The following is a 21,453-nucleotide window of genomic DNA, read 5'->3' on the forward strand; positions in this document are numbered from 1 at the left end:
CGTCGACCACCTCCAGGCCGGTGCCCTCGAGCAGCTTCGGTAGCAGTTCGGCGGCGGGCAGCCCCACCCGCTGCCGCAGCGTCTCCAGCGGCATTCCCGCCGCGACGTCGTGCTCGTCCGCCCAGCGCCGCACCGCCGCCGTCGCGCACTCGCGCCGCCCGGCCCACCACTGCGGGTCCACCACCCAGTCCCCCACCCGGAGCCCGGCCAACGGCAGGCCCATGGCCCGCAGCTCGACCGCGCGGGCGCACTCGGGCGGGCGGATCCGGCCGGTCGCCAGCTCCGCGGCGCGATCGCGGGCGGCGCCCCGCCGGCGCAACGCCGGCGGCCGGACGTCGAGCACCCGGATGCCCGCCGCGATCCGGTGCTCGCCCGGGTCGCGTAGCAACCCGACGTCCCCGACCCGCAGCGGCAGGGGCCTCGCGAGGCGCAGCCGGGCCGCGGCCGCTCCCAGCTGACGCACCTGGACCGGCACGGCCGCGGACCCGACGTGCAAGACCAACTGGCGATGCAAGCCGTCGGCGGCCCGCAGGGCGACGTCGATCTCCGCGGTGTCCAGCCACGCCCCGGGCGTGCGGACGGTGTCCCCGCGACCGACGTGCTCGCGGTCCACGCCGCGCAGGTTCAGCGCGACGCGCGCCACCGCGCCGACCGCCGGTTGGTCGCGGCCCAGCGACTGCACGCCGCGCACCGTCACGCGCCGGCCGGCCTGTTCCAGCTCGTCGCCCACCCGGATCGTGCCCGCGGCCAGGGTGCCGGTCACCACCGTGCCGGCGCCCCGGACGGTGAAGCTGCGGTCGACCCACAGCCGCACGTCGGCGTCCGGGTCCGGGACCGGCAGCCGGTCGGTCAGCGCCAGCAGCTCCGCGCGCACCCGCTCCAGGTCGGTGCCGACCGCGACGGGCGCGCCCGCGAGCGAGGTGGCGGCGAACCGTTCGCGCGCCTGCGCGATGGCCGGGCCGGGATCGGCCAGGTCGGCCTTGCTGATCACCAGCAGCGCGTGGCGCACCCCGAGGGCGTGCAGCGCCGCGAGGTGTTCCTCGGACTGCGGCATCCAGCCCTCGGTCGCGGCGACGACGAACATGACGGCCGGCACCGCCCCCACACCGGCGAGCATGTTGGCCACGAACCGTTCGTGGCCGGGAACGTCGACGAACGCCAGCTGGCGGCCACCCAGCTCGGTCCACGCGAAGCCGAGGTCGATGGTCAGGCCGCGGCGTTGCTCCTCGGCCAGCCGGTCGGGCCGCATGCCGGTGAGCCGGTGCAGCAGCGTGGACTTGCCGTGATCGACGTGCCCGGCGGTGGCTATGACGAACATGCCCGCACCGCCGCGGCCAGCAGCGCGTCGTCCTCGGCCGCCACCGTGCGCAGGTCGAGCAGGCAGCGGCCCGCCTCGAGGCGGCCGACGACGGGCGGGCTGGCGGCGCGCAGCGCGGCGGCGTAGGACTCGGGCAGGCTCACGGCGGCGCTGGGCAGCCGGACGTCCGGCGCGCCGCCGCCGCCGACGGCCGCGAAGCAGTCCACCGCCTCGGCGCCCGGCAGCGCGGCGGCGAGCGTCTCCGCACGGGCCCGCAGCTCCGCGACGTCGACCACCAACGCCCCGGCGACCGGCGTCGGCGGGCCGGTCAGCGTCGCTTCCAGCGCGGCCAGCGTCAGCTTGTCGACCCGCAGTGCGCGCGCCGCGGGGTGGCGGCGCAGTCGCTCGATCAGCTCGGCGTCACCCAGCAGCAGGCCGGCCTGCGGGCCGCCGAGCAGCTTGTCACCGCTCGCGGTGACCAGGTCGGCGCCGTCGCGCAGCGTCGTCGTCGCGTCGGGCTCGTCGGGCAGCACGGGGTGCGGCGAGAGCAACCCGGAGCCGATGTCGACGACCAGGGTCACCCCGAGGTTCGCCAGCTCCGCGACGCCGACGGCCGAGGTGAACCCGGTGACGTGGAAGTTCGACGGGTGCACCTTGAGCACGAAGCCGGTCTGCGGCCCGATCGCCTCGGCGTAGTCGCGCAGGCTGGTGCGGTTTGTGGTGCCGACCTCGCGCAGCCGCGATCCGGCCGAGGCCAGCAGCTCGGGGATGCGGAAGCCGTCGCCGATTTCGACGAGCTCGCCGCGGCTGAGCACGATCTCCTTGCCCGGGGCCAGCGTGAGCGCGGTCAGCAGCAGCGCGGCGGCGTTGTTGTTGACCACGTGCACGCCACCGGCGGCGGGCACCGCCCGGGACAGCGCCGCCAGCGCGGCCCGCCCGCGGCGGCCGCGCCGTCCCGTCGCCAGGTCTAGCTCGACGTCCGTGGTGCCGGCCGCGGCGACCACGGCGTCGACGGCGGCCCGCGACAGCGGCGCCCGCCCCAGGTTCGTGTGCACGACCACGCCGGTGGCGTTGATGACGGGGCGCAGGCTCGACGCGGTGGCCGGCAGGGCGGCGACGGCGTGCTCGGCGACCCGCTCGGGCTCGATCTCCCCGGCGCGCGCCCGCTGCTGCGCGTCGGCGATCACCGACTTCACCAGCGCGCGGCCCAGCAGCCGCTGGGCTTCGACCAGGCGCGGATCGGCGAGCAGGGTGTCGGTGCGCGGCACCCGCCGACGCGGGTCGCTCACGTCACGCTCGAGGGAATATGGCGGAGGCGGACGGGAATCGAACCCGCCAGCGGCAGCGTCTGCCGTTCGACGGTTTTGAAGACCGCGCCGGTCACCAGACCGGACACGCCTCCTCGGACCATGCCGACCATTATGTATCCGTGGCCTACCGACTAACCCAGTACGCCCACGGCGGCGGCTGCGCGTGCAAGATCCCGCCCGGCGAGCTGGAGGACGTGATCCGCGGGCTGGGCGCGAGCGCGCCGCGCGACCCGGTTGGCGAGCTGCTGGTGGGCCTGGACCACGGCGACGACGCCGCGGTGGTGCGCCTGCAGAACGGCACGGCGGTGATCGCGACGACGGACTTCTTCACCCCGGTGGTCGACGACGCGTACGACTGGGGCCGCATCGCGGCCACCAACGCGTTGTCCGACGTGTACGCGATGGGCGGCCGCCCGGTGGTCGCGCTGAATTTGCTGGGCTGGCCCCGCGATGTGTTGCCGTTCGAGCTGGCGGCCGAGACGCTGCGCGGCGGGCTGGACGTCTGCGGCCTGGCCGGTTGCCACCTCGCCGGCGGGCACAGCGTCGACGACCCGGAACCCAAATACGGGCTCGCCGTCACCGGGACCGCGGATCCGAACCGGTTGCTGCGCAACGACTCCGGCAAGCCCGGCACGCCGTTGTCGTTGACCAAGCCGCTGGGCGTCGGCGTGCTGAACAGCAGGCACAAGGCCACCGGTGAGCGCTTCGAACAGGCGATCGCCGCGATGACGACGCTCAACGCGGCGTCCGCCGCGGCCGCGCTGGCCGCGGGTGTCGAATGTGCCACGGACGTAACCGGTTTCGGCCTGCTCGGACACCTGCACAAGCTGGCGCGGGCCAGCGGTGTGACCGCGATCGTCGAGGCGGCGGCGGTGCCGTATCTGGACGGCGCGCGGGATGCGCTGGCGGCCGGCTATGTCAGCGGGGGCACGCGACGCAACCTCGACTGGGTGGCCCCGCACGCCGACCTGTCGGCCGTCGGCGAGGACGAGGCCCTGCTACTGGCCGACGCCCAAACCTCGGGCGGGCTGCTGATCGCCGGCGAGATCCCGGGCGCGCCGGTGGTCGGGGAGCTGGTGCCGCGCGGCGAGCACACGATCATCGTCCGCTGAGCCGGGCGGTGTTTCGGCGGCCGGCACTAGGGTAAAGGTCATGGCTATGCGGAAGCTTTTCTTACAGTGGCCGGTGGTGCGTCAGCTGCGCTCGGGTGACAAGCTCGGCCGCGGGTCGGCGGTGACCTCGAAGCAGACGCGCGCCGTCACGCCGCGCACGACGACGGCCGACCGGGTGGTGCAGAGCATCTGTCCCTACTGCGCGGTCGGCTGCGGGCAGCGGGTGTACGTCACCGACGAGCGGGTGGTGCAGATCGAGGGCGACCCGGACTCGCCGATCTCACGAGGTCGCCTGTGCCCCAAGGGCGCCGCGAGCGAGCAGCTGGTGAACTCGCCGGGCCGGCAGCTGCACGTGCTCTACCGCCCGCCGAGGGCGACCGAATGGCAACCGCTGGACCTCGAGACCGCGATCGACATGGTCGCCGACCGCTTCGTCGAGGCCCGCCGGCACGCCTGGCAGGACATCGACAAGAAGGGCCATCCGCTGCGGCGCACCATGAAGATCGCCGCCCTCGGCGGCGCCACCCTGGACAACGAAGAGAACTACATCATCAAGAAGCTCTTCACCGCCGCCGGCGCCATTCAGATCGAGAACCAAGCTCGCATTTGACACAGTTCCACGGTTCCCGGTCTGGGGACCTCCTTCGGGCGCGGTGGCGCCACCCAATCACTGCAAGACATGGCCAACGCCGACTGCATCGTCATCCAGGGCTCCAACATGGCGGAATGTCATCCCGTCGGCTTCCAATGGGTCGAGGAGGCAAGAGCTAACGGCGCCAAGGTCATTCACGTCGACCCACGCTTCACCCGTACCTCGGCAGTTTCGGACAAGCACATCCCGATCCGGGCCGGCTCTGACGTGGTGCTGCTCGGCGCGCTGATCAATCACGTCATCAGCAATGATTTGTGGTTCAAAGATTACGTCGTCGCGTATACGAACGCCGCCACCCTGATCAACGAAAACTATCGTGACACAGAGGATCTGGGCGGCGTGTTCTCCGGTTACGATCCCGAGACCGGGCAGTACGACACGTCGACGTGGGCCTACGCCGGACAAGAGCAGGGTCAGCAACGGCAAGAGCACGGCGCCAGCGCGTCCGCCCGCGCCGCCGGCGATGTGCACGGTAGCGGCGGTCCGCCGCTGCCGCACGCCCGCGTGCAGCGCGACGAGACCCTGCAGCATCCCCGAACGGTGTTTCAGATCGTCAAGCGACACTACGCCCGCTACACGCCGGAGATGGTGCGTGACGTCTGCGGCATCAGCACCGAGGACTTCCATTACCTCGCGCGCACCATTGCGGCGAACTCCGGCCGCGAGCGCACCACCTGTTTCGCCTACGCCGTCGGCTGGACTCAACACACGCTGGGGGCCCAATTCATCCGCACCGCAACGATTCTGCAGCTACTGCTGGGCAACGTCGGCCGCCCGGGCGGCGGCATCATGGCGCTGCGCGGTCACGCCACGATCCAAGGCTCGACCGATATCCCGACATTGTTCAACCTGCTGCCGGGCTACCTGTCGATGCCGAAGGCCGGTGTGCACGACACCTTCGACGAGTACATCAAAGCGGTCGGACCGAAGAACCAGAAAGGTTTCTGGGCCGACGCCGACACCTACATCGTCAGCCTGCTCAAGGCGTGGTGGGGCGAGGCGGCCACCAAGGACAACGACTGGGCCTACGACTACCTGCCGCGGCTGTCCGGTCCGCACGGCACGTACCAGACCGTCATGTCGATGCTCGACGACGATGTCGACGGCTACTTCCTGCTCGGCCAGAACCCCGCCGTCGGGTCGGCGCACGGCCGGCTCCAGCGCATGGGCATGTCGCACCTGAAGTGGCTGGTGGTGCGCGATCTCAACATGATCGAGTCGGCGACCTTCTGGAAGGACGGCCCGGAGATCGCGTCCGGCGAGCTGAAGACGGAGGAGATCGAGACCGAGGTGTTCTTCTTCCCGGCGGCGACGCACGTCGAGAAGGCCGGCTCGTTCACCCAGACCCAACGCCTCGTGCAGTGGCGGCACAAGGCGGTCGATCCGCCCGGCGACTGCCAGAGCGAATTGCAGTTCTTCGTAGAGCTGGGCAAGCGAATCCGCCAGCGGCTGGCCGGCTCCACCGACCCGCGTGACCGACCACTGCTCGATCTGACGTGGGACTATCCCACCGACGAGAGTGGCGAACCCGACCCCACCGCGGTGTTGGCCGAAATCAGCGGCTGCTACCTGACGGGCCCCAAAGCCGGCCAGCCCGTCCCCGGCTATACCGAACTCGGTGCCGACGGGTCGACCTCGTGCGGATGCTGGATCTACTCGGGCGTGTACGCCGAGGGTGTCAACCAGGCCGCCCGCCGAGCGCCGCTGGGCGGGCCGAGCCCGAGTCAATCGGAGTGGGGGTGGGCCTGGCCGGCCGACCGCCGCATCCTGTACAACCGCGCCTCGGCCGACCGGGATGGCAAACCGTGGAGCGAGCGCAAGCGCTACATCTGGTGGGATGAGCAGCGCGCCCGCTGGGTCGGCGACGACGTGCCCGATTTCCCCGTCGACCGCGCCCCGCACGTCCGGCCCGATCCCGAGGTCGGCGGGCCCGACGCGCTTGCCGGCGACGACCCGTTCATCATGATGGCCGACGGCAAGGCGTGGCTGTTCGCGCCCAAGGGCATGGTCGACGGTCCGCTGCCCACGCATTACGAACCGCAGGAGTCGCCGGTCGCGAACGCGTTGTACCCCCAGCAGCGCAACCCGGGACGAATCACGTTCCCGCGCAAGGACAATCTCAGCGCGCCCAGCGCCGGGGAACCCGGGGCCGACGTGTACCCGTACGTGTTCACCACCTACCGGCTCACCGAGCACCACACCGCCGGCGGAATGAGCCGGTGGCTGCCCTATCTCTCGGAGCTGCAACCGGAGATGTTCTGCGAGGTGTCCCCGGAGTTGGCCGCCGAACGCGGGCTGGAGCCCTACGGATGGGCCACCATCGTCTCACCCCGCGCGGCGATCGAGGCCCGGGTGCTGGTCACCAAACGCGTTGCGCCACTGATTGTCAACGGCCACACCGTGCATCAGATCGGGTTGCCATACCACTGGGGCGTCGGCGGCGACGCGGTGGTGAGCGGGGACGCGGCCAACGACCTGCTGGGCGTGACGCTCGACCCCAACGTGCAGATTCAGGAGTCGAAGGCCGGGTCGTGCGACATCCGGCCGGGGCGCCGGCCGCGCGGCGAGGACCTGCTGCGCCTGATCGCCGAGTACCAGTCGCGATCGGGTGCCACCACCGAGACCGGCAACGTGCGGATCAGCGAGGGAGTCTGGGAAGGGGGAGCCGATGGGTCAGCTGAGCGGACCGACCGACCCGACGAGTGACGCCGGCTGGGCAGAACCCAAGCCGCGCAAGGGATTCTTCACCGACACCTCCATCTGCATCGGCTGCAAGGCCTGCGAGGTCGCGTGCAAGGAGTGGAACCGCAACCCGCGCGACGGGGACCTGGAGCTGCTGGGCTCGTCCTACGACAACACCGGCTCGTTGGGCGCCAGCACCTGGCGGCACGTGGCGTTCATCGAGCAGGGCCGCGACCGGATCGACCAGGCGCGCGAATCCGGCCGCGCGCTCATCGATTTGGGCATGCCCGCGGTCCCCCGGCCCCCGGATACCTCGCCGCCGGACACCCCGGAGTTCCGCTGGCTGATGTCGTCGGACGTGTGTAAGCACTGCACGCACGCCGGTTGTTTGGACGTCTGCCCGACGGGCGCGTTGTTCCGCACCGAGTTCGGCACCGTTGTCGTTCAGGATGACGTCTGCAACGGGTGCGGCACCTGCGTCGCGGGTTGCCCGTTCGGTGTCGTCGAACGCCGCAGCGACGGCACCTACACGACGCCGGCGCAGCGGCCGGATCGCCCGGCCGAGAAACCCGTCTCCGGGGTGGCCCAGAAGTGCACCCTGTGCTACGACCGCCTCGTCGAAGACCAGATCCCGGCGTGCGCCAAGACCTGCCCGACGACGTCGATCAAGTTCGGCGACCACGACGACCTGGTGGTCAAGGCCAGGCAACGGGTCGCCGCGCTGCATGCCCAGGGACTCACGGAGGCCCGCCTCTACGGGGCCAACGAGCACGACGGCGTCGGCGGCACCGGGTCGATCTTCCTGCTGCTCGACGAGCCGGAGGTGTACGGGCTGCCGCCGGACCCGCGCGTGTGCACGGCCGACCTGCCGCAGATGTTCAAGCGGGCGACCATGGCCGCGGCCGGCATGGTCGGCGCGGCCGCATGGGCGTTCTGGAGTAGCCGGTGAGCACTTCGGAATTCGACAGCCTTCGCCCGCCGGAGCCGGCGGGCGGGAAGCGCAGGAAATCAAGCCGCAGGCGCCGTGGCCGCGATGAGTCGCTGATGGTTCCCGACGCCGAGTTCACCTCGTATTACGGACGTCCGGTCGTCAAGCCCGCGCCGTGGGGACCCGAGGTGGCGGCGTATTTGTTCCTGGGCGGCGTCGCGGGCGGCTCGGGGCTGTTGGCAGCCGGCGCCCAGCTCACCGGGCGAAACACGTTGCGCCGCAACACGAGGCTCTCCGCCTTGATCGCGATCGGGCTGGGCGCGGTCGCGTTGGTGAAGGACCTGGGCCGGCCGGAGCGATTCTTCAACATGCTGCGGACGGTCAAGCTGACCTCGCCGATGAGCATCGGCTCCTGGATCCTCAGCTTTTTCGGCGCCGGTATCGGGGTGGCCGCGGTGTCCGAGGTCGACCGGATGACCGGCGAACGAATCCCGTTGGGGCCGCTGCGTCCCGTCCTGCGCGCCCTGGAGGGTCCGGCCGGGCTGGAGGCCGCCGTCTTCTCGCCGCCGCTCGCCGTCTACACCGCGGTGTTGCTCACCGACACCGCCACCCCCACCTGGAACGCCGCCTACCGGGACCTGCCGTTCGTGTTCGTCAGTTCGGCAAGCCTGGCCGCCTCGGGGTTGGCGATGATCACCACCCCGGTGTCCGAGGCGGGCCCCGCGCGCACGCTGGCCGTCATCGGCGCGGTCGGCGACCTGATCTCCGCCAGGTTCACCGAGTTTCGAATGGACCCGGTGACCAGGGAACCGCTGCACCAAGGCAGGCCCGGCCGGCTCCTGGCCGCGAGCGAATGGCTCGCCGCGGCCGGCGGCCTGGGCGCATTGCTCGGCGGCCGTCACCGCGGCCTTGCGGCCCTGTCCGGGGTGACCCTGCTGACGGCTTCGGCCATGCTGAGGTTCGGCTTCTTCGAGGCGGGACTGGCGTCGACCCGCGATCCGCGCTACACGATCGAGCCGCAGAAGCGCAGGCTGGCGGCGCGCCGCGCGGCGGGCATCACGGGAGACTCGATCACCACCGCGGACTGAGCGAAGCGGCGGTTTGCGTATCGCGCGCCGGGGTACGTATAAGGGCATGACGAATTTCGGCTACACTCTGATGACCGAGCAGAGTGGGCCCAAAGATCTTGTACGGCAAGCTGTTTCGGCCGAAGAGCGGGGCTTCGACTTCGAGGTCTGCAGCGACCACTTCTCGCCCTGGCTGACGTCCCAAGGCCACGCGCCGAACGCCTGGACGGTGCTGGGCGCGGTCGCACACGCCACCGAGCGGGTGGACCTCTACACCTACGTCACGTGCCCGACGATGCGGTACCACCCCGCGATCGTCGCGCAGCAGGCCGCCACCGTGCAGATCCTGTCCGACGGCCGGTTCACCCTGGGCCTGGGCAGCGGCGAGAACCTCAACGAACACGTCGTCGGCAAGGGTTGGCCCACCGTCGAGCGCCGCCAGGACATGCTCCGCGAGGCCATCAAGATCATCCGCGAGCTGTTCGGCGGCCAGCTGGTGAACTTCACCGGCGAATACTTCCGGGTGGACTCCGCGCGCCTGTGGGACGTGCCAGAGGTCCCGGTCGGCATCGCGGTGGCGATGGCCGGTGCCAAGGGCATCGAAAGATTCGGCAGGCTGGCCGACCACTTCGTCGCGGTGGAACCCGACGGCGAGCTCGTCGACGCCTGGCACGCCGCGCGCCAGGCCGCCAACCTGGCCGGTGGGGGCCGCGTCGTGGGCCAGATCCCGGTGTGCTGGGACCCCGACCGCGACGCCGCGGTCAAGCGCGCCCACGAGCAGTTCCGCTGGTTCGCCGGCGGCTGGAAGGTCAACGCCGACCTGCCGACCCCGGCCGGTTTCGCCGGCGCCACCCAATTCGTCCGGCCCGAGGACGTCGCCGACTCCATCCCCTGCGGACCCGACCTCGACGCCATCGTCGAGGCGGTCCGGCCGTACTGGGAGGCCGGGTTCACCGACGTCGCACTGGTGCAGGTCGGCGGCGAATCGCAGGATCTCTTCCTGAAAGAAGCCGCCGAACCTTTGCTTGCCGCGCTGCGCGAGGCAGCAAACTAATCCAGGTTTGGCCCGTATCTGCCCGGGTATCCGCCTTCAATCGTGCGCAGCCGCCCGTACGGGCCGGCGGGGCGCGCGTATACCGGCTAGCAGCGCCGACTACCCGTGACCTGCAAAGCGGCTGTCTTGCAGCAACTTTGCCCGAAATGTGTTCGCCGAACGGCAAGGAGTGTTGACGATGGGCGATCGATCCGCCAGTACCACCTCCGCTTTGGTCAAGGCGCTCAGCGGCGCCAGTTTCGGGCTAGGTCTGACCGAGTTGGTCGCGCCCGGAAAGGTTGCTGCGATCGCGGGCGTGGACGACACCGCCCGGTCGCGCCGGGTCATCCGCGCGCTGGGCGCGCGGGAATGCGGCCACGGCGCGGCGCTGTTGGGTGGCCCCGAGAAGCTGGTATGGACCCGGGTGGCCGGCGACGTCCTGGATGTGGCGTTGTTGGTGGCCGGGGTGGCCGCCCGCGGCCCCGGGCGGCGACGGCGGGGCGCGATCTCGACCGCGCTGCTCGCGGGGATCGGGGGGCTCGACCTCTACACGGCCCTGCGCACGACCAACGGCGGCGGCCGGCACCTCAATGGCGCCCGGCATCGCACCCTGCGCGCCGCCGTCACCGTGCGGCGCCCGCCCGAGGAGGTGTACCGGTTCTGGCGCGACCTGGAAAACCTGCCGAGCTTCATGCACCACCTCGAGTCGGTCACCTCCGGCGCCGACGGACAGTCGCGGTGGGTCGCCAACGCCCCGGCCGGACAGTCGGTGCAGTGGGACGCGCAGATCACCGAGGACGACCCCGACAAGCGGATCGCCTGGCAGTCGCTGCCCGGCTCGGCGATCGAAAACGGCGGCAGCGTCGAATTCACACCCACCGCCACCGGCGACGGCACCGAGGTCCGGGTCAGCATCGGCTACCACATCCCGGGTGGCCTGTTCGGCAAGGCGGCGGCGAGCCTGTTCGGGGAGTCCCCCGAGCAACAGGTCAACGACGACCTCCGGCGTTTCAAACAGATCCTCGAAACCGGGCAGGTGCTGCGTTCCGACGGGTCCCCCGAGGGGACGGCCGCGGTCCGGCAGATGCATCAGCAGCCCGCTCAACCGAATGAAGGAGCCAGCGTATGAGGGCCACCGTGTGGGCGGGCCGCAACAGCGTCCAAGTCGAATCGGTTCCGGACCCCAAGATCCTCAACGATCGTGATGCCATCGTGCGCATCACCTCGACCGCGATCTGCGGTTCGGACCTTCACCTGTACGACGGTTACATCCCCACGGTGAAGCACGGCGACGTGCTGGGCCACGAATTCATGGGCGAGGTGGTCGAAGTCGGCAAGGCCGTCAACAACCTCGCCATCGGCGATCGGGTGGTGGTTCCGTTCCCGATCGCGTGCGGGGCGTGTTCCGCCTGCCAGCGTGACCTGTACTCGCTGTGCGAGAACTCCAACCCCAACGCCGGCATCGCCGAAAAGTTCATGGGCCACTCACCGGCCGGGCTGTTCGGCTATTCGCACATGCTGGGTGGATTCGCCGGCGGCCAAGCCGAATACGCGCGGGTGCCGTTCGCCGACGTGGGACCGTTGAAGATCGAAGACGACCTCACCGACGAGCAGGTGCTGTTCCTGTCCGACATCCTGCCGACCGGCTACATGGGCGCGGAGATGTGCGGCATCACCCCCGGCGACGTCGTCGCCGTGTGGGGGGCCGGCCCAGTCGGGCTGTTCGCGATCATGAGCGCCTATCTGCTCGGAGCGGCGAAAGTCATTGCCATCGACCGCGTTCCGTATCGTCTCGAGCTGGCCCAACAGATCGGCGCCACCGCGGTCAACTTCGCCGAGACGTCGGTCCTCGAGGAGCTGCGGGACATCACCGCCGGGCGGGGTCCCGACCATTGCATCGACGCCGCCGGCATGGAAGCGCGCAGCGGCTCCGCCCCGGTGGACGCCTACGACCGCGTCAAGCAGGCCGCGCGCCTGGAAACCGAACGCCCACACGCCATTCGGGAGGCGGCGATGAGTTGCCGCAACGGCGGCACCCTGTCGATCGTCGGGGTGTACGGCGGCATGATGGACAAGTTCCCGATCGGCGCGGTCATGAACCGGTCGCTGACCATCAAGACCGGTCAGTGTCACGTGCACCGCTACATGCGCCCGCTGCTGGACCGGATTCGCAAGGGCGAGATCGACCCGACCATCATCGTCAGCCACCACCTGAGCCTCGACCAGGCGCCCCACGGCTACGAGATCTTCAAGAACAAAGAGGATCGGTGCACCAAAGTCATCCTCAATCCCACGTAATAAAAGGGGAATAGTCATGGCAAATGAATTGCAGGGCAAGAAAGTCGCCATTCTCGCGGCCGACGGCGTGGAGAAGGTGGAACTCGAACAACCCCGCGCGGCGCTGGAAGAGGCCGGCGCGCAAGTCGAGCTGCTTTCGCTGAAGACCGGAGAAATACAGGCCCGCAACCACGATCTCGAACCTGCCGGAACTTTCCCGGTCGACCGTGCGGTGAAAGAGTCTTCGGCAGCCGAATTCGACGGCCTGGTGCTTCCCGGCGGGACGGTGAATCCGGACAAGTTGCGGATGGACGGCGACGCGGTCGACTTCGTGCGGGAGTTCGTCGGCTCCGGCAAGCCGGTCGCCGCGATCTGTCACGGCCCGTGGACGCTGGTGGAAGCCGGTGTGGCAGAGGGTCGCACGCTCACGTCGTACCCCTCGATCCGCACCGACCTCCGCAACGCCGGCGCCAACGTGGTGGATCAGGAGGTCGTCGTGGACGGCAACCTGATCACCAGTCGTTCACCGAAGGACCTGCCGGCATTCTGCGCGGCCATTGTCAAGCAATTCGCCCATGCGGCCGCGAGTTAACGAAGAAATGGCGATTGCCCCGCCGTTTGAACCCATCGGTTTGCGGGCATTACACAGGCCAAGCAGTGATCGCCCCGGCGATCCGTCGAAAGGCCAAAGTTGACCACAACATATCCAGGACCCGCCGTCTCGGCTGTTGCCAACGTTTATCAGCCGCAGGAGGATTCCCGATTGCTGGTGGAGGTAATGTGGGAAAGCGGGCTCATTTCAGGACGGCGTGTCCTCGATCTGTGTACGGGTAGTGGATTCGTCGCGATTGCCGCCGCCGAGATGGGCGGCGAGGACGTGACGGCTTTCGACATCTGCCCGAACGCGGTGGGTTGTTCGCGCGGAAACGCGGCCGCCGCCGGCGTGAATGTCGATGTCCGCAAGGGGACATGGAGCGACGCCCTGGACTGCGCGCCGTTCGACGTGGTCGTGTCTAATCCGCCGTATGTGCCGACACCGCCCGGCGGCGACACGGAGCACATCAGTCCGAGCGCGGGCCCGTCGTGGGCCTGGAACGCCGGCGTCGATGGACGGACGGTGCTGGACCCGCTGTGCGAATCTGCGCCAAAGTTGCTGTGCGACGGGGGTTCCCTGCTCCTCGTGCACTCGGCACTCGCCGGTGTCCAGCAATCTCTGGATTCGCTGAAGTGGGCCGGCATGGACGCGGAAGTGGTTGCGTCCAAATGGATACCGTTCGGCCCCGTGATGACGGCGCGCGCGACCTGGTTGGAGAGCGTCGGGCTGATACCGCCCGGCCGCCGCGAAGAAGAGCTGATCGTGATCAGGGCGGACAAGCGGTGAGCGCCACGCGGGTACAGGTGGTCGCGGGCGGGCCGGTGCTGGTATCCGGCCCGGTGCGCATCGAGATGCCCAATGGTGAGGTCGTCGAGTCCGACCGGTTCATGGTGGCGATCTGCACATGCCGGCGCAGCGAACAGTATCCCTTGTGCGACACCAGTCATCGGCGATGCCGGAACCTGGGACGCCGGACGCCTAGTCCAGCGCCCGCCGCAACGACGTCCGATCCTGCTGCCACGACGCCATAACCGCGTCTGCCAACCGGTTTTCGACCGCGGCGTGCGCGCGGATACCGAACACGATGTCATGGTCGAGTTGCGGTTCCCGGGCAACCAAGTCGCCGACCACATCGATGCGCACGACGTGCTCGTGCACGGCGTCGGCCTCGACATGCTCGGCGTAGAACTCGACGCAGGCCGACGGTGCCCCCATTCGCTGCAGGGCCCGCACCATCCGGCGGGATCCGGGCGGCGACGTGATCTCGGTCGACGCGAAGTGTCCGATCGCGGCCCCGCGCAGCTCGCGGTGCAGCCCGAACAGTGACATCAGGTTCACCGCGGCCAGAGCCTCGGCGCGGACGGCATCCGCGTAAGCCAGATACGTCGGGTCCAGATCCGCGGCCGCCATCAGATCGGCGAAGAGCTGCTGATGGAGCCGGGGACCCCGCCCGGCGCCGTACTCGTCGAATTCGATTGCCACGAAAGCCGCTTTCGCGACGCCCGTCAGCCGCGGGATCGCCCACGCGTGCGGGTCGCCCTCTTTGAGGTGATAAACCGACCGGTGCACGAAGTATTCGCGCATCTGCTGCCAGGTTCCGGTGTCGCGCAAGTAATACGACGGCCCGGTGCCGTCGACCGGTTCGACCGAAATCGCGTCCATTTCGGCGGCCGCCGTCTGGTCCGGCGGGATGGGGCCGACGTCGCGGCGCACGCCGGCCAGGAACACGCGTTCCAGTTCGCCGCGCAGCGTCAGCAGCGCCGGGCTCCATTCCCAGCCGGGGTCCACGCCCGCGAAGCCCCGGTAGTGCAGCTCGTAGCACATGCACAGCGCCAGCTGTAGATCCAGGCCGTAGGGGTCCGAATCGCGGACGGACGCGCCGATTCGGGTCAGGTGGTCGTGTGACGGCGGCCCGGTCAGGGCGCGACGAACGGCGGTCGACAGCGGCCCGTGTGCCGCCGGCAGGGCGGGTTCGGTGGTGATCGATGCGCGGGTCACGCCCACGACTACCCGGTATCCGGGGGGCACAAACGGTGCCAGGCCCCTAGTCGGCCTCGGCCGGTAGCCGAAACGTCAGGTCGGCGGTGGTGCCGGTGGGGGTGCACGTCATTTCCATCGTGCTGCTCAGGGCCTGCATCAGCAGCAAGCCCCGCCCACCGTTGCGCGGGTTTTCGTCAGGTGTCTTCCACGAGCCGTGGTCGGTGATCCGGGCGCGGACCTCGCCTTCTGCGAGTTCGGTCTCCAGCAGCATCGTGCCCGCCGGGCGTCCGGCGTATGCGTGTTCGACGCAGTTCGTGCACGCCTCGTTGACGACCAACACGATGTCGGCCGCCGAATCTTCGGGCAAACCGGCGGTGTCCAGCCAGTCGGCCAGCCGATGCCGGATGCTGAGCAATCGCTCTGCGCTGGCCTCGCTTTCGATCCGAAGCGGGGACTGCTGATGTCGGTAGATCACCATCGCCACGTCGTCGTCATACCCCGCGGCGGGGGCCAGCTCACGCAGTACGGCATCCGCGACGGAATCGAGCGGCAACGTCGTCGTCTTCACCAGTACCGCCGCGGCACGGGCGATCCCGTCGTCGATGGACTCGTGCTTGCGTTCGACCAGTCCGTCGGTGAACAGCATCAGGGTGGAGCCGGACGGCAACACGCGGCTGGTCTGCGGCCGGGGTTCCGATCGGCGGACCGCGAGCGGGACCGACGCGGCGTCGGTCAAAAATGTCGTCGTGCCCGGCTCGGACCCGACCAGCACGGCGGGCATGTGACCGGCGTTGCTGTACTGCAGAACCCCGGACTCGGTGTCGAGGATTGCCAGGAAAACGGTGGTGCAGTAAGCATTCGGGATGAGTGAGGCCGCCGAGTCGAGTTGCTCGAGCAACAGCGCGGGCTCGGCCCCGTTGATCAGCAGGGCGCGCGCCGAGCTGCGCAGCTGGCCCATGACCGCGGCCGCCGGCAGGCCACGGCCCACACAGTCGCCGACGACGATCCCGATGCGATGGTCGCCGATTGGCAGCACGTCATACCAGTCGCCGCCGATCTCCAATGGCGGCACCGCCGGCTCGTAGCGCACGGCGAAGCCCGGCGGCGGCTCCAGAGTCGGCAGCAGCGCGCGCTGCAACGTCAGCGATGTCTCACGGGCGCTCTCGAATTGGCGGACATGCTGCATGGCCAGGCTGAGGTGGCCGATCAACACCGTGACCAGCAGCCGGTCTTCCGCGCTGACCCAGCGCGGCGAGCGCAGCTCCAACCACAACGCGAGGTCGCCCGCCCCGGAGAGCACCGCGACCAATCCCTGTGCCTTGCCGGGATTGTCGGGCCGCTCGACCGTCTTGGCCGTCAGCGGCAGCTGATGGCGTGCCTCCTCGAAGGTCTGGCGTAACCAGGGATCCAGCCTGCGCCAAGGCGTTTCGGACTTCTCGCCCGCCACCTGGACGGTGGGTTCGCCCTCGCCGGTCGGCCAAGAGATCGCCACCACCCGTTGCACATCGATGGCGGTGCTGCATTCGTCGAGGGTGATCGACAGTAGCTCGTCCACACTCTTGGCAACCGCCACCGCCGTCGCCAGCCGCAGGACCGCGCTTTCCCTTGCGGCGAAGGCACGTTCGGCGGTGATGTCACGGATCGTGCCCACGAAGACGTCCTGGTCGCTGCCGCTGCCCTGGACCGCGTTGATGCTCACCGTCACCCACACCAGGTGCCCGTCGCGGTGCCGGATCGGTGTCTCGTAGGCGGTGGTGCCGATGCTTTGGACCAGCGCCTGCTGTTGGCGGGCGCCCTTCTGGTCGACCAGCCACGGGTGGGGCCACCGGTAGGGCAGACCCTCGGCGGGGTAGCCAAGAATCTCGATCAGGGCGTTGTTCATCTCGATCACCGAACCCTCGTGGTCGCTGACGAAGAACCCCTCCTGCAACGAATTGACCAGTGCCGTACGGAATTTGTCGCGATCGGCCAACCCCTCGGCGCGGGCGCGCTCGCGCGCGAAGCGCCTGGTGCCGTCGAGGAAGCCGCGGGTGGCGATGTCCAGCGGGACCAGCATCTGCAGCAGGAACTCCAGCGCGACCGGCGCGTCGATCCGCACGTCCTGTGACGTCGCGAGGATCAGCTCGACGTGACGCTCGATGATCGCCAACAGGCTGACTTCCTCCTGCAGGGCCCGGCGCCCGAGCTCGTAGGCGACCGCCAAACTGTCCTCGTCACGCTTCTTCAGGTAGGTGCGCAACGCGGCCGCGTACTTGGCGTGGAAGTCGTCGTCGTCGGTCATGCAAGGGCTCCCCGATGACGGGCGGTCAGCACCATGGCATCGTCGGTTTCCTTGGCGTCTTTGCCGAGGAGCTCTTCGGCAATGACGACGGCCGGGGCCGAGAAGTCGATGTGGTCGAGGTAATCCTCGGTGATTCCGTCGGTGCTTATCACCAGCAGGTCACCCGTTCGGATCGAAACAACTTGGGCCGGCCGGATTTCCGGTATGCGGTAGCCGACGATGCCCGCGGTGAGCCGCGCACTGGATCGGACCTGGACGCCGGTCGGGGACTTGGCCACCAGGTGAGCGGTCACGTTGCCGACGCCCGTCCAAGTCAGCGTGTTGGCCGCAAAGTCCACCCGCGCCAAGGTCATTGCGACTCCCCTGGTGCCCTCGAGCACGCGGTGGCACAGCTGGATCAACACCTCGAGCCGCTCGGAGCTGGAGCGTTTCACCGCTTCGATGGCGTTCAGCGCGGCGGTTGCGGCCTCCGGGCCGTGGCCGAGGCCGTCCACGACGCCGAACAGCGCGGCCGCACCGTCGATGTCGACGGCGAGACCCCGGTCGCCGGAGACGTACTCGCTCGGCAAGGGCCGGCCCGCCCTTGCCCATTCGATGGGACCGAACCGCCCGTTGTCACGCACGGGGCGGCACCCATTTCCACATCTCGACGACCGTTCCCCGGCCGAGCGTGGACTCCACGTGCAACCTGTCCATCAGCCGGCGCGAGCCGGGCAGGCCCATCCCCAACCCGCGGCCGGTCGAGTAGCCGTCCTCCATGGCCCGCTCGATGTCGGCGATGCCCGGCCCCTCATCCTCGGCGCGCACCACCAGGGCCTTGCGGCCCTCCCGGTCGGCGACGAAGACGCGCACGGCGCCGCGGCCGGCGTAACTGGTGATGTTGCGGGCGATCTCGGAGATCGCCGTGGCGATCATCGTGACGTCGGTGAGCGAGAACCCGAGATCGAGTGCGAGGTGGTGTCCGGCTTTGCGTGCTTCGACGATGTCGTCGGGAGTGTGGATGTCGACGACGATCTCAGCCCCCACCGTCGCGCCCGATCGTCGGTTTGCGCTGTCCCAGTTGGCGATTCAGCAGGGCCAGACCCTCTTCGAGGTCGAGCGCGGTGTTCATGTCGTCGAACGCCAAGCCGAGCTGGACCATCGCGAAGGCCACCTCCGGCTGCAGGCCCACGATCACCGTGTCGGCGCCGCGCAGCCGGGTCATGTGCGCGATCGTCCGCAGCGACCGGGCCGCGAACGAGTCCATCACGTCGATGGCGGTGACGTCGACGATGATGCCCTGCGCGCGGAACCGGCTGACCCGCTCCATGAGGTCGTAGCGCAGCCGCTCGGCGTCGGAGTCGCTGAGCGCGGCCTGCACCGAGGCGATGAGGATCGCACCCTGTTTGAGGATCGGTACCGGCATGGGACGCTCGCGTTCCTGATATCTAGCCGGTCTGCTCGCCGGTGCGAGAGACCTCGTAACCCAGCAGGCGTTCGGCTTCCTCGATGCCGCCCTGCAGGTCGCCGACGGCGTTCATCTTCGACAGGTCCAGGCCGATCGTCACCAGCGTCAGGGCGATTTCGGAGGACAGGCCGGTGATGATGACGCTGGCGCCCATCAGCCCCGACGCGTCGACGGTCTGCACCAGGTGGTTGGCCACCGTGGAGTCGATCGTCGGCACACCGGTGATGTCGATGACCACCACTTTCGCGCGGTTGGCGCGGATGGCCCGCAGCAGTTGCTCAGTGACCTGGCGGGCCCGCTGGCTGTCGAGCACCCCGATGATCGGCAGGATCAGCAGCTGTTCGCGCACCTGCAGCACCGGCGTCGACAGCTCGCGGATGGCCTCCTGCTGTTGGCGGATGATGCGCTCGCGTTCCTGCACGAAGCTGACCGCGACCGTGTTGGCGATGCGGTTGGCCGCCGGCTCGTAGGCGTCCAGAACCCGGTTGAGCATCTCGAATTCGGCCTGATACTTCTCGAACAACGAGCGCGCGAGCACGTCGCGCAGCAGCAGCACGATGCCGACGACCTCGTCGGTTTCCACGCCCCGCGGAATGATGCGTTCCGACAGGTCGCGCGCGTAGGCCTGCAGCGCCTCGACGCTACCGGTCTCGAGCACCTCCACGTAGTTGTCGTAGACGGCGGTCGCCTCGGAGAACAGCTCCTCCGGTGTCATCGCGGTGAGCAGTTCGGCCTCGGTGATCCTGCGCGCCCATTCCTCGCGCAGCACGGTTCGGTTCTGCCGCAGGTGCTGGACGAGCTGGGGCAGCAGGCCCTCGCTGGATACATTGTTCGCCTGTGCGGTGGCGGCCGCGCTGCTGAACTCCGCCGGCGAATCTGACATGTGGCCTCCCGAGTGCCGGTCCGCGCCCCGTCCGTATGCAGGCTCGTTTTGCGAGACTAGCGTGGGTTGTCGCGGGGCAGGTGTTGAGGGCATATTCTTCTCGCAGTTCGCAACGCAGGCTAGGCTTGCACCACACTTAATGCCCAGGGACAGAGGTTCGCCATTGTCAGCTCCTGATTCGATCACCACGTTGGTTGAGGACCATGATGGGGTGTCCGTGGTCAGTGTCAGCGGCGAAATCGATCTGGTGACGGCGCCGGCCCTGGAACAGGCCATCGGCGCGGTAGTCGCGGGCAACCCGACGGCGCTGGTCATCGACCTTTCGGCGGTGGAATTCCTCGGCTCGGTGGGCCTGAAGATCCTGGCGGCGACCTACGAGAAGCTGGGCGACGCGACGGGGTTCGGGGTGGTCGCCCGCGGCCCGGCGACCCGTCGGCCGATTCACCTGACCGGCCTGGACAAGACGTTCCCGCTGTACCCCACTCTGGACGACGCCCTGACCGCGGTGCGGGACGGCAACATCAACCGCTAGCCGGATATCGGTGTCAGCGCTTGCGCGACAACGTTTTTGGCGAATTCGGATGCCGAATGGCCGCACCGCGGTAATCAATTCGAATTCACGGCGGATAACGATTCTCGTGCCGTCGTCGTGAAACGGCGCTGGCGCATACGACAGGTGCGATGATCACGGCTATGGACGTCGATAATCCGCAAGACGACCAGCGCTGGGATAGCCGTGAGCGGGGCGAAACAGAAATCCAACGGCTGGACCGCAATTGGAACAGCCTGCTGCAGGAACTGCGGGTGGTGCAGACCGGTGTGCAGCTGCTGACCGGCTTCCTGTTGACGCTGCCGTTCCAGCAGCGTTTCGACGTCCTGGCGCCCGCCCTGCGCGACGCCTACCTGATCACCGTGGGCTGCTCGGTCGGCGCGACCGTGCTGCTGATCGCCCCGGTCGGCATGCACCGGATGCTGTTCCGCCGACACCGCCTGCAGGTGCTGGTGTCGGCCGCCCACCGGTGCGCCTACGCCGGGCTGGCGTTGCTCGGACTCGCTTTGACCGGCGTGACGGTCATCGTGTTCGCCGCCGTGGCCGGGCGCAGCCCGGCCCTGATCGCGGGAGTGTGTGCGCTGGCGCTGTTTACGTTCTTCTGGTGGCTGCTACCGCTGTTGCTCCGCACTCGCGGCATGTAGCGCGAGTTCGCCGATGCGGGTCGAGTCCAGATTCTCGAGCAGATCCTGCGGATCGGTGAAAATCGGGGACGAGCCCGCCGCCTGCAGCTCCTCGCGGGCGATGCCGCCGCTCAGCAGCCCGATGCACGGCACGCCTGCGCCCGCCGCGGCGTGCGCGTCCCACACGGCGTCCCCGATGAACACGGCGTGGCCGGCGTCGACCCCGGCCCGGTCCAGCGCGACCTGCACGATGCCGGGTTCGGGCTTGGCCATGTCGACGTCGCGCGACGACGTCGTTTCGGAGATGACGTCGTCGCAGTCGAGGACCTTGCGCAAGATCTCCAGCTCGTCGTCGGGCGCCGAGGTGGCCAGCACCACCTGCAGGCCGAGGTCGGCGACACGGCGCAGCAGTGCGCGGGCCCCGGGCAGCGGCGCCAGCAGCGGGGTGCACTCGCGGTAGAAGCGGCTGTGCCCGTCGCTCAGTCGCTCCTGCACCTCGTCCGGGGCGTCTTTGGAGAGCGTTCGCACCAGCGTGGAGCCGTCCATGCCGATGCAGCGGTGGATCTGCCAGGCGGCCACGGGCAGTCCCTCGGCGTCGAAGGCGCGTTGCCAGGCGTACACGTGCAGGTAGTTGGAGTCGACCAGGCTTCCGTCGACGTCGAACAGAACGGCGGGTTTCATCTGCCCGGCATACCCAGGCCGCGGCCTGCTGACACCGGTGGCGTCGTTTGGTTAT

Annotated in this window: 21 protein-coding genes and 1 tRNA gene; 12 read left to right on the forward strand and 10 right to left on the reverse strand. The window is 69.2% G+C overall.

Going from position 1 to position 21,453, the window contains the following annotated elements; all coding sequences use genetic code 11:
* The 3 genes from A5680_RS09515 to A5680_RS09525 all read right to left on the reverse strand — a co-directional run.
* The coding region (locus tag A5680_RS09515) for a GTP-binding protein (RefSeq protein ID WP_067818633.1) at positions 1 to 1,318 on the reverse strand (1,318 nt) is incomplete at its 3' end.
* On the reverse strand, positions 1,306 to 2,586 hold the full coding sequence (gene selA / locus A5680_RS09520) for an L-seryl-tRNA(Sec) selenium transferase (protein ID WP_067818636.1): 1,281 nt from the start codon (positions 2,584 to 2,586) through the stop codon (positions 1,306 to 1,308). The genes A5680_RS09515 and selA, both read right to left, overlap by 13 nt.
* Before the next feature lie 18 nt (positions 2,587 to 2,604).
* A tRNA-Sec gene (locus A5680_RS09525) sits at positions 2,605 to 2,699 on the reverse strand.
* 27 nt (positions 2,700 to 2,726) lie between these two features.
* Here A5680_RS09525 and selD point away from each other — a divergent pair.
* The 10 genes from selD to A5680_RS25120 all read left to right on the forward strand — a co-directional run bounded on the left by selD (position 2,727) and on the right by A5680_RS25120 (position 13,984).
* A complete protein-coding gene (selD, locus tag A5680_RS09530; RefSeq protein WP_067818714.1) occupies positions 2,727 to 3,719 on the forward strand; it encodes a selenide, water dikinase SelD in 993 nt (330 codons plus the stop codon).
* A 40-nt stretch (positions 3,720 to 3,759) separates the two neighbouring features.
* Complete coding sequence (gene fdh, locus A5680_RS09540) at positions 3,760 to 7,077, forward strand: formate dehydrogenase (RefSeq protein ID WP_231977604.1); 3,318 nt, start codon at positions 3,760 to 3,762, stop codon at positions 7,075 to 7,077.
* Positions 7,040 to 8,002: a 4Fe-4S dicluster domain-containing protein gene (locus tag A5680_RS09545; RefSeq protein WP_067818717.1), complete on the forward strand. Its 963-nt coding sequence runs from the start codon at positions 7,040 to 7,042 to the stop codon at positions 8,000 to 8,002. Before fdh ends, A5680_RS09545 begins: the two co-directional genes overlap by 38 nt.
* Entirely contained in the window at positions 7,999 to 9,069 is a 1,071-nt protein-coding gene (gene nrfD / locus A5680_RS09550) for an NrfD/PsrC family molybdoenzyme membrane anchor subunit (RefSeq protein ID WP_067818640.1), read from the forward strand. The genes A5680_RS09545 and nrfD overlap by 4 nt, the downstream gene beginning before the upstream one ends.
* A 46-nt stretch (positions 9,070 to 9,115) precedes the next feature.
* Positions 9,116 to 10,102, forward strand: coding sequence for an LLM class F420-dependent oxidoreductase (locus tag A5680_RS09555; protein WP_067818643.1), 987 nt, complete (start codon positions 9,116 to 9,118; stop codon positions 10,100 to 10,102).
* A 178-nt stretch (positions 10,103 to 10,280) separates the two neighbouring features.
* Complete coding sequence (locus A5680_RS09560; RefSeq protein ID WP_067818719.1) at positions 10,281 to 11,210, forward strand: SRPBCC family protein; 930 nt, start codon at positions 10,281 to 10,283, stop codon at positions 11,208 to 11,210.
* A complete protein-coding gene (locus tag A5680_RS09565; RefSeq protein ID WP_067818645.1) occupies positions 11,207 to 12,379 on the forward strand; it encodes a zinc-dependent alcohol dehydrogenase in 1,173 nt (390 codons plus the stop codon). The genes A5680_RS09560 and A5680_RS09565 overlap by 4 nt, the downstream gene beginning before the upstream one ends.
* Positions 12,380 to 12,395: 16 nt before the next feature.
* The gene (locus A5680_RS09570; RefSeq protein WP_055399926.1) at positions 12,396 to 12,950 is read left to right on the forward strand and encodes a type 1 glutamine amidotransferase domain-containing protein; all 555 of its coding nucleotides are present in this window, start codon (positions 12,396 to 12,398) and stop codon (positions 12,948 to 12,950) included.
* Positions 12,951 to 13,049: 99 nt separating this feature from the next.
* Positions 13,050 to 13,739 (forward strand): HemK2/MTQ2 family protein methyltransferase, encoded by a 690-nt coding sequence (locus A5680_RS09575; RefSeq protein WP_067818648.1) that lies wholly within the window; start codon positions 13,050 to 13,052, stop codon positions 13,737 to 13,739.
* Positions 13,736 to 13,984: a CDGSH iron-sulfur domain-containing protein gene (locus A5680_RS25120; RefSeq protein ID WP_231633886.1), complete on the forward strand. Its 249-nt coding sequence runs from the start codon at positions 13,736 to 13,738 to the stop codon at positions 13,982 to 13,984. The genes A5680_RS09575 and A5680_RS25120 overlap by 4 nt, the downstream gene beginning before the upstream one ends.
* Here A5680_RS25120 and A5680_RS09580 read toward each other — a convergent pair.
* From A5680_RS09580 to A5680_RS09605, 6 genes are read right to left on the reverse strand one after another with little or no spacing between them, the layout of a single operon-like run.
* Positions 13,932 to 14,951 (reverse strand): iron-containing redox enzyme family protein, encoded by a 1,020-nt coding sequence (locus tag A5680_RS09580; RefSeq protein ID WP_067818722.1) that lies wholly within the window; start codon positions 14,949 to 14,951, stop codon positions 13,932 to 13,934. The two genes, A5680_RS25120 and A5680_RS09580, sit on opposite strands and share 53 nt — an antisense overlap.
* A gap of 46 nt (positions 14,952 to 14,997) precedes the next feature.
* On the reverse strand, positions 14,998 to 17,214 hold the full coding sequence (locus tag A5680_RS09585) for a SpoIIE family protein phosphatase (protein ID WP_067818651.1): 2,217 nt from the start codon (positions 17,212 to 17,214) through the stop codon (positions 14,998 to 15,000).
* Positions 17,211 to 17,837 (reverse strand): SpoIIE family protein phosphatase, encoded by a 627-nt coding sequence (locus A5680_RS09590; protein WP_067818654.1) that lies wholly within the window; start codon positions 17,835 to 17,837, stop codon positions 17,211 to 17,213. Before A5680_RS09590 ends, A5680_RS09585 begins: the two co-directional genes overlap by 4 nt.
* Positions 17,830 to 18,240, reverse strand: coding sequence for an anti-sigma regulatory factor (locus tag A5680_RS09595; RefSeq protein ID WP_055399933.1), 411 nt, complete (start codon positions 18,238 to 18,240; stop codon positions 17,830 to 17,832). The genes A5680_RS09590 and A5680_RS09595 overlap by 8 nt, the downstream gene beginning before the upstream one ends.
* Positions 18,230 to 18,619 (reverse strand): STAS domain-containing protein, encoded by a 390-nt coding sequence (locus A5680_RS09600; RefSeq protein ID WP_055399935.1) that lies wholly within the window; start codon positions 18,617 to 18,619, stop codon positions 18,230 to 18,232. The genes A5680_RS09595 and A5680_RS09600 overlap by 11 nt, the downstream gene beginning before the upstream one ends.
* 22 nt (positions 18,620 to 18,641) lie before the next feature.
* Entirely contained in the window at positions 18,642 to 19,544 is a 903-nt protein-coding gene (locus A5680_RS09605) for an STAS domain-containing protein (protein WP_067818655.1), read from the reverse strand.
* A 163-nt stretch (positions 19,545 to 19,707) separates the two neighbouring features.
* Here A5680_RS09605 and A5680_RS09610 point away from each other — a divergent pair, with 163 nt between their 5' ends.
* Complete coding sequence (locus A5680_RS09610) at positions 19,708 to 20,076, forward strand: STAS domain-containing protein (RefSeq protein WP_156349423.1); 369 nt, start codon at positions 19,708 to 19,710, stop codon at positions 20,074 to 20,076.
* A 161-nt stretch (positions 20,077 to 20,237) separates the two neighbouring features.
* A complete protein-coding gene (locus A5680_RS09615; protein ID WP_055399940.1) occupies positions 20,238 to 20,738 on the forward strand; it encodes a DUF6328 family protein in 501 nt (166 codons plus the stop codon).
* Here A5680_RS09615 and A5680_RS09620 read toward each other — a convergent pair.
* Entirely contained in the window at positions 20,706 to 21,398 is a 693-nt protein-coding gene (locus A5680_RS09620; RefSeq protein WP_067818659.1) for an HAD family hydrolase, read from the reverse strand. The two genes, A5680_RS09615 and A5680_RS09620, sit on opposite strands and share 33 nt — an antisense overlap.
* Positions 21,399 to 21,453 lie beyond the last annotated feature (55 nt).

Origin of the sequence: Mycobacterium sp. E2989 (assembly GCF_001667595.1) — a bacterium.
GTDB lineage: Bacteria > Actinomycetota > Actinomycetes > Mycobacteriales > Mycobacteriaceae > Mycobacterium.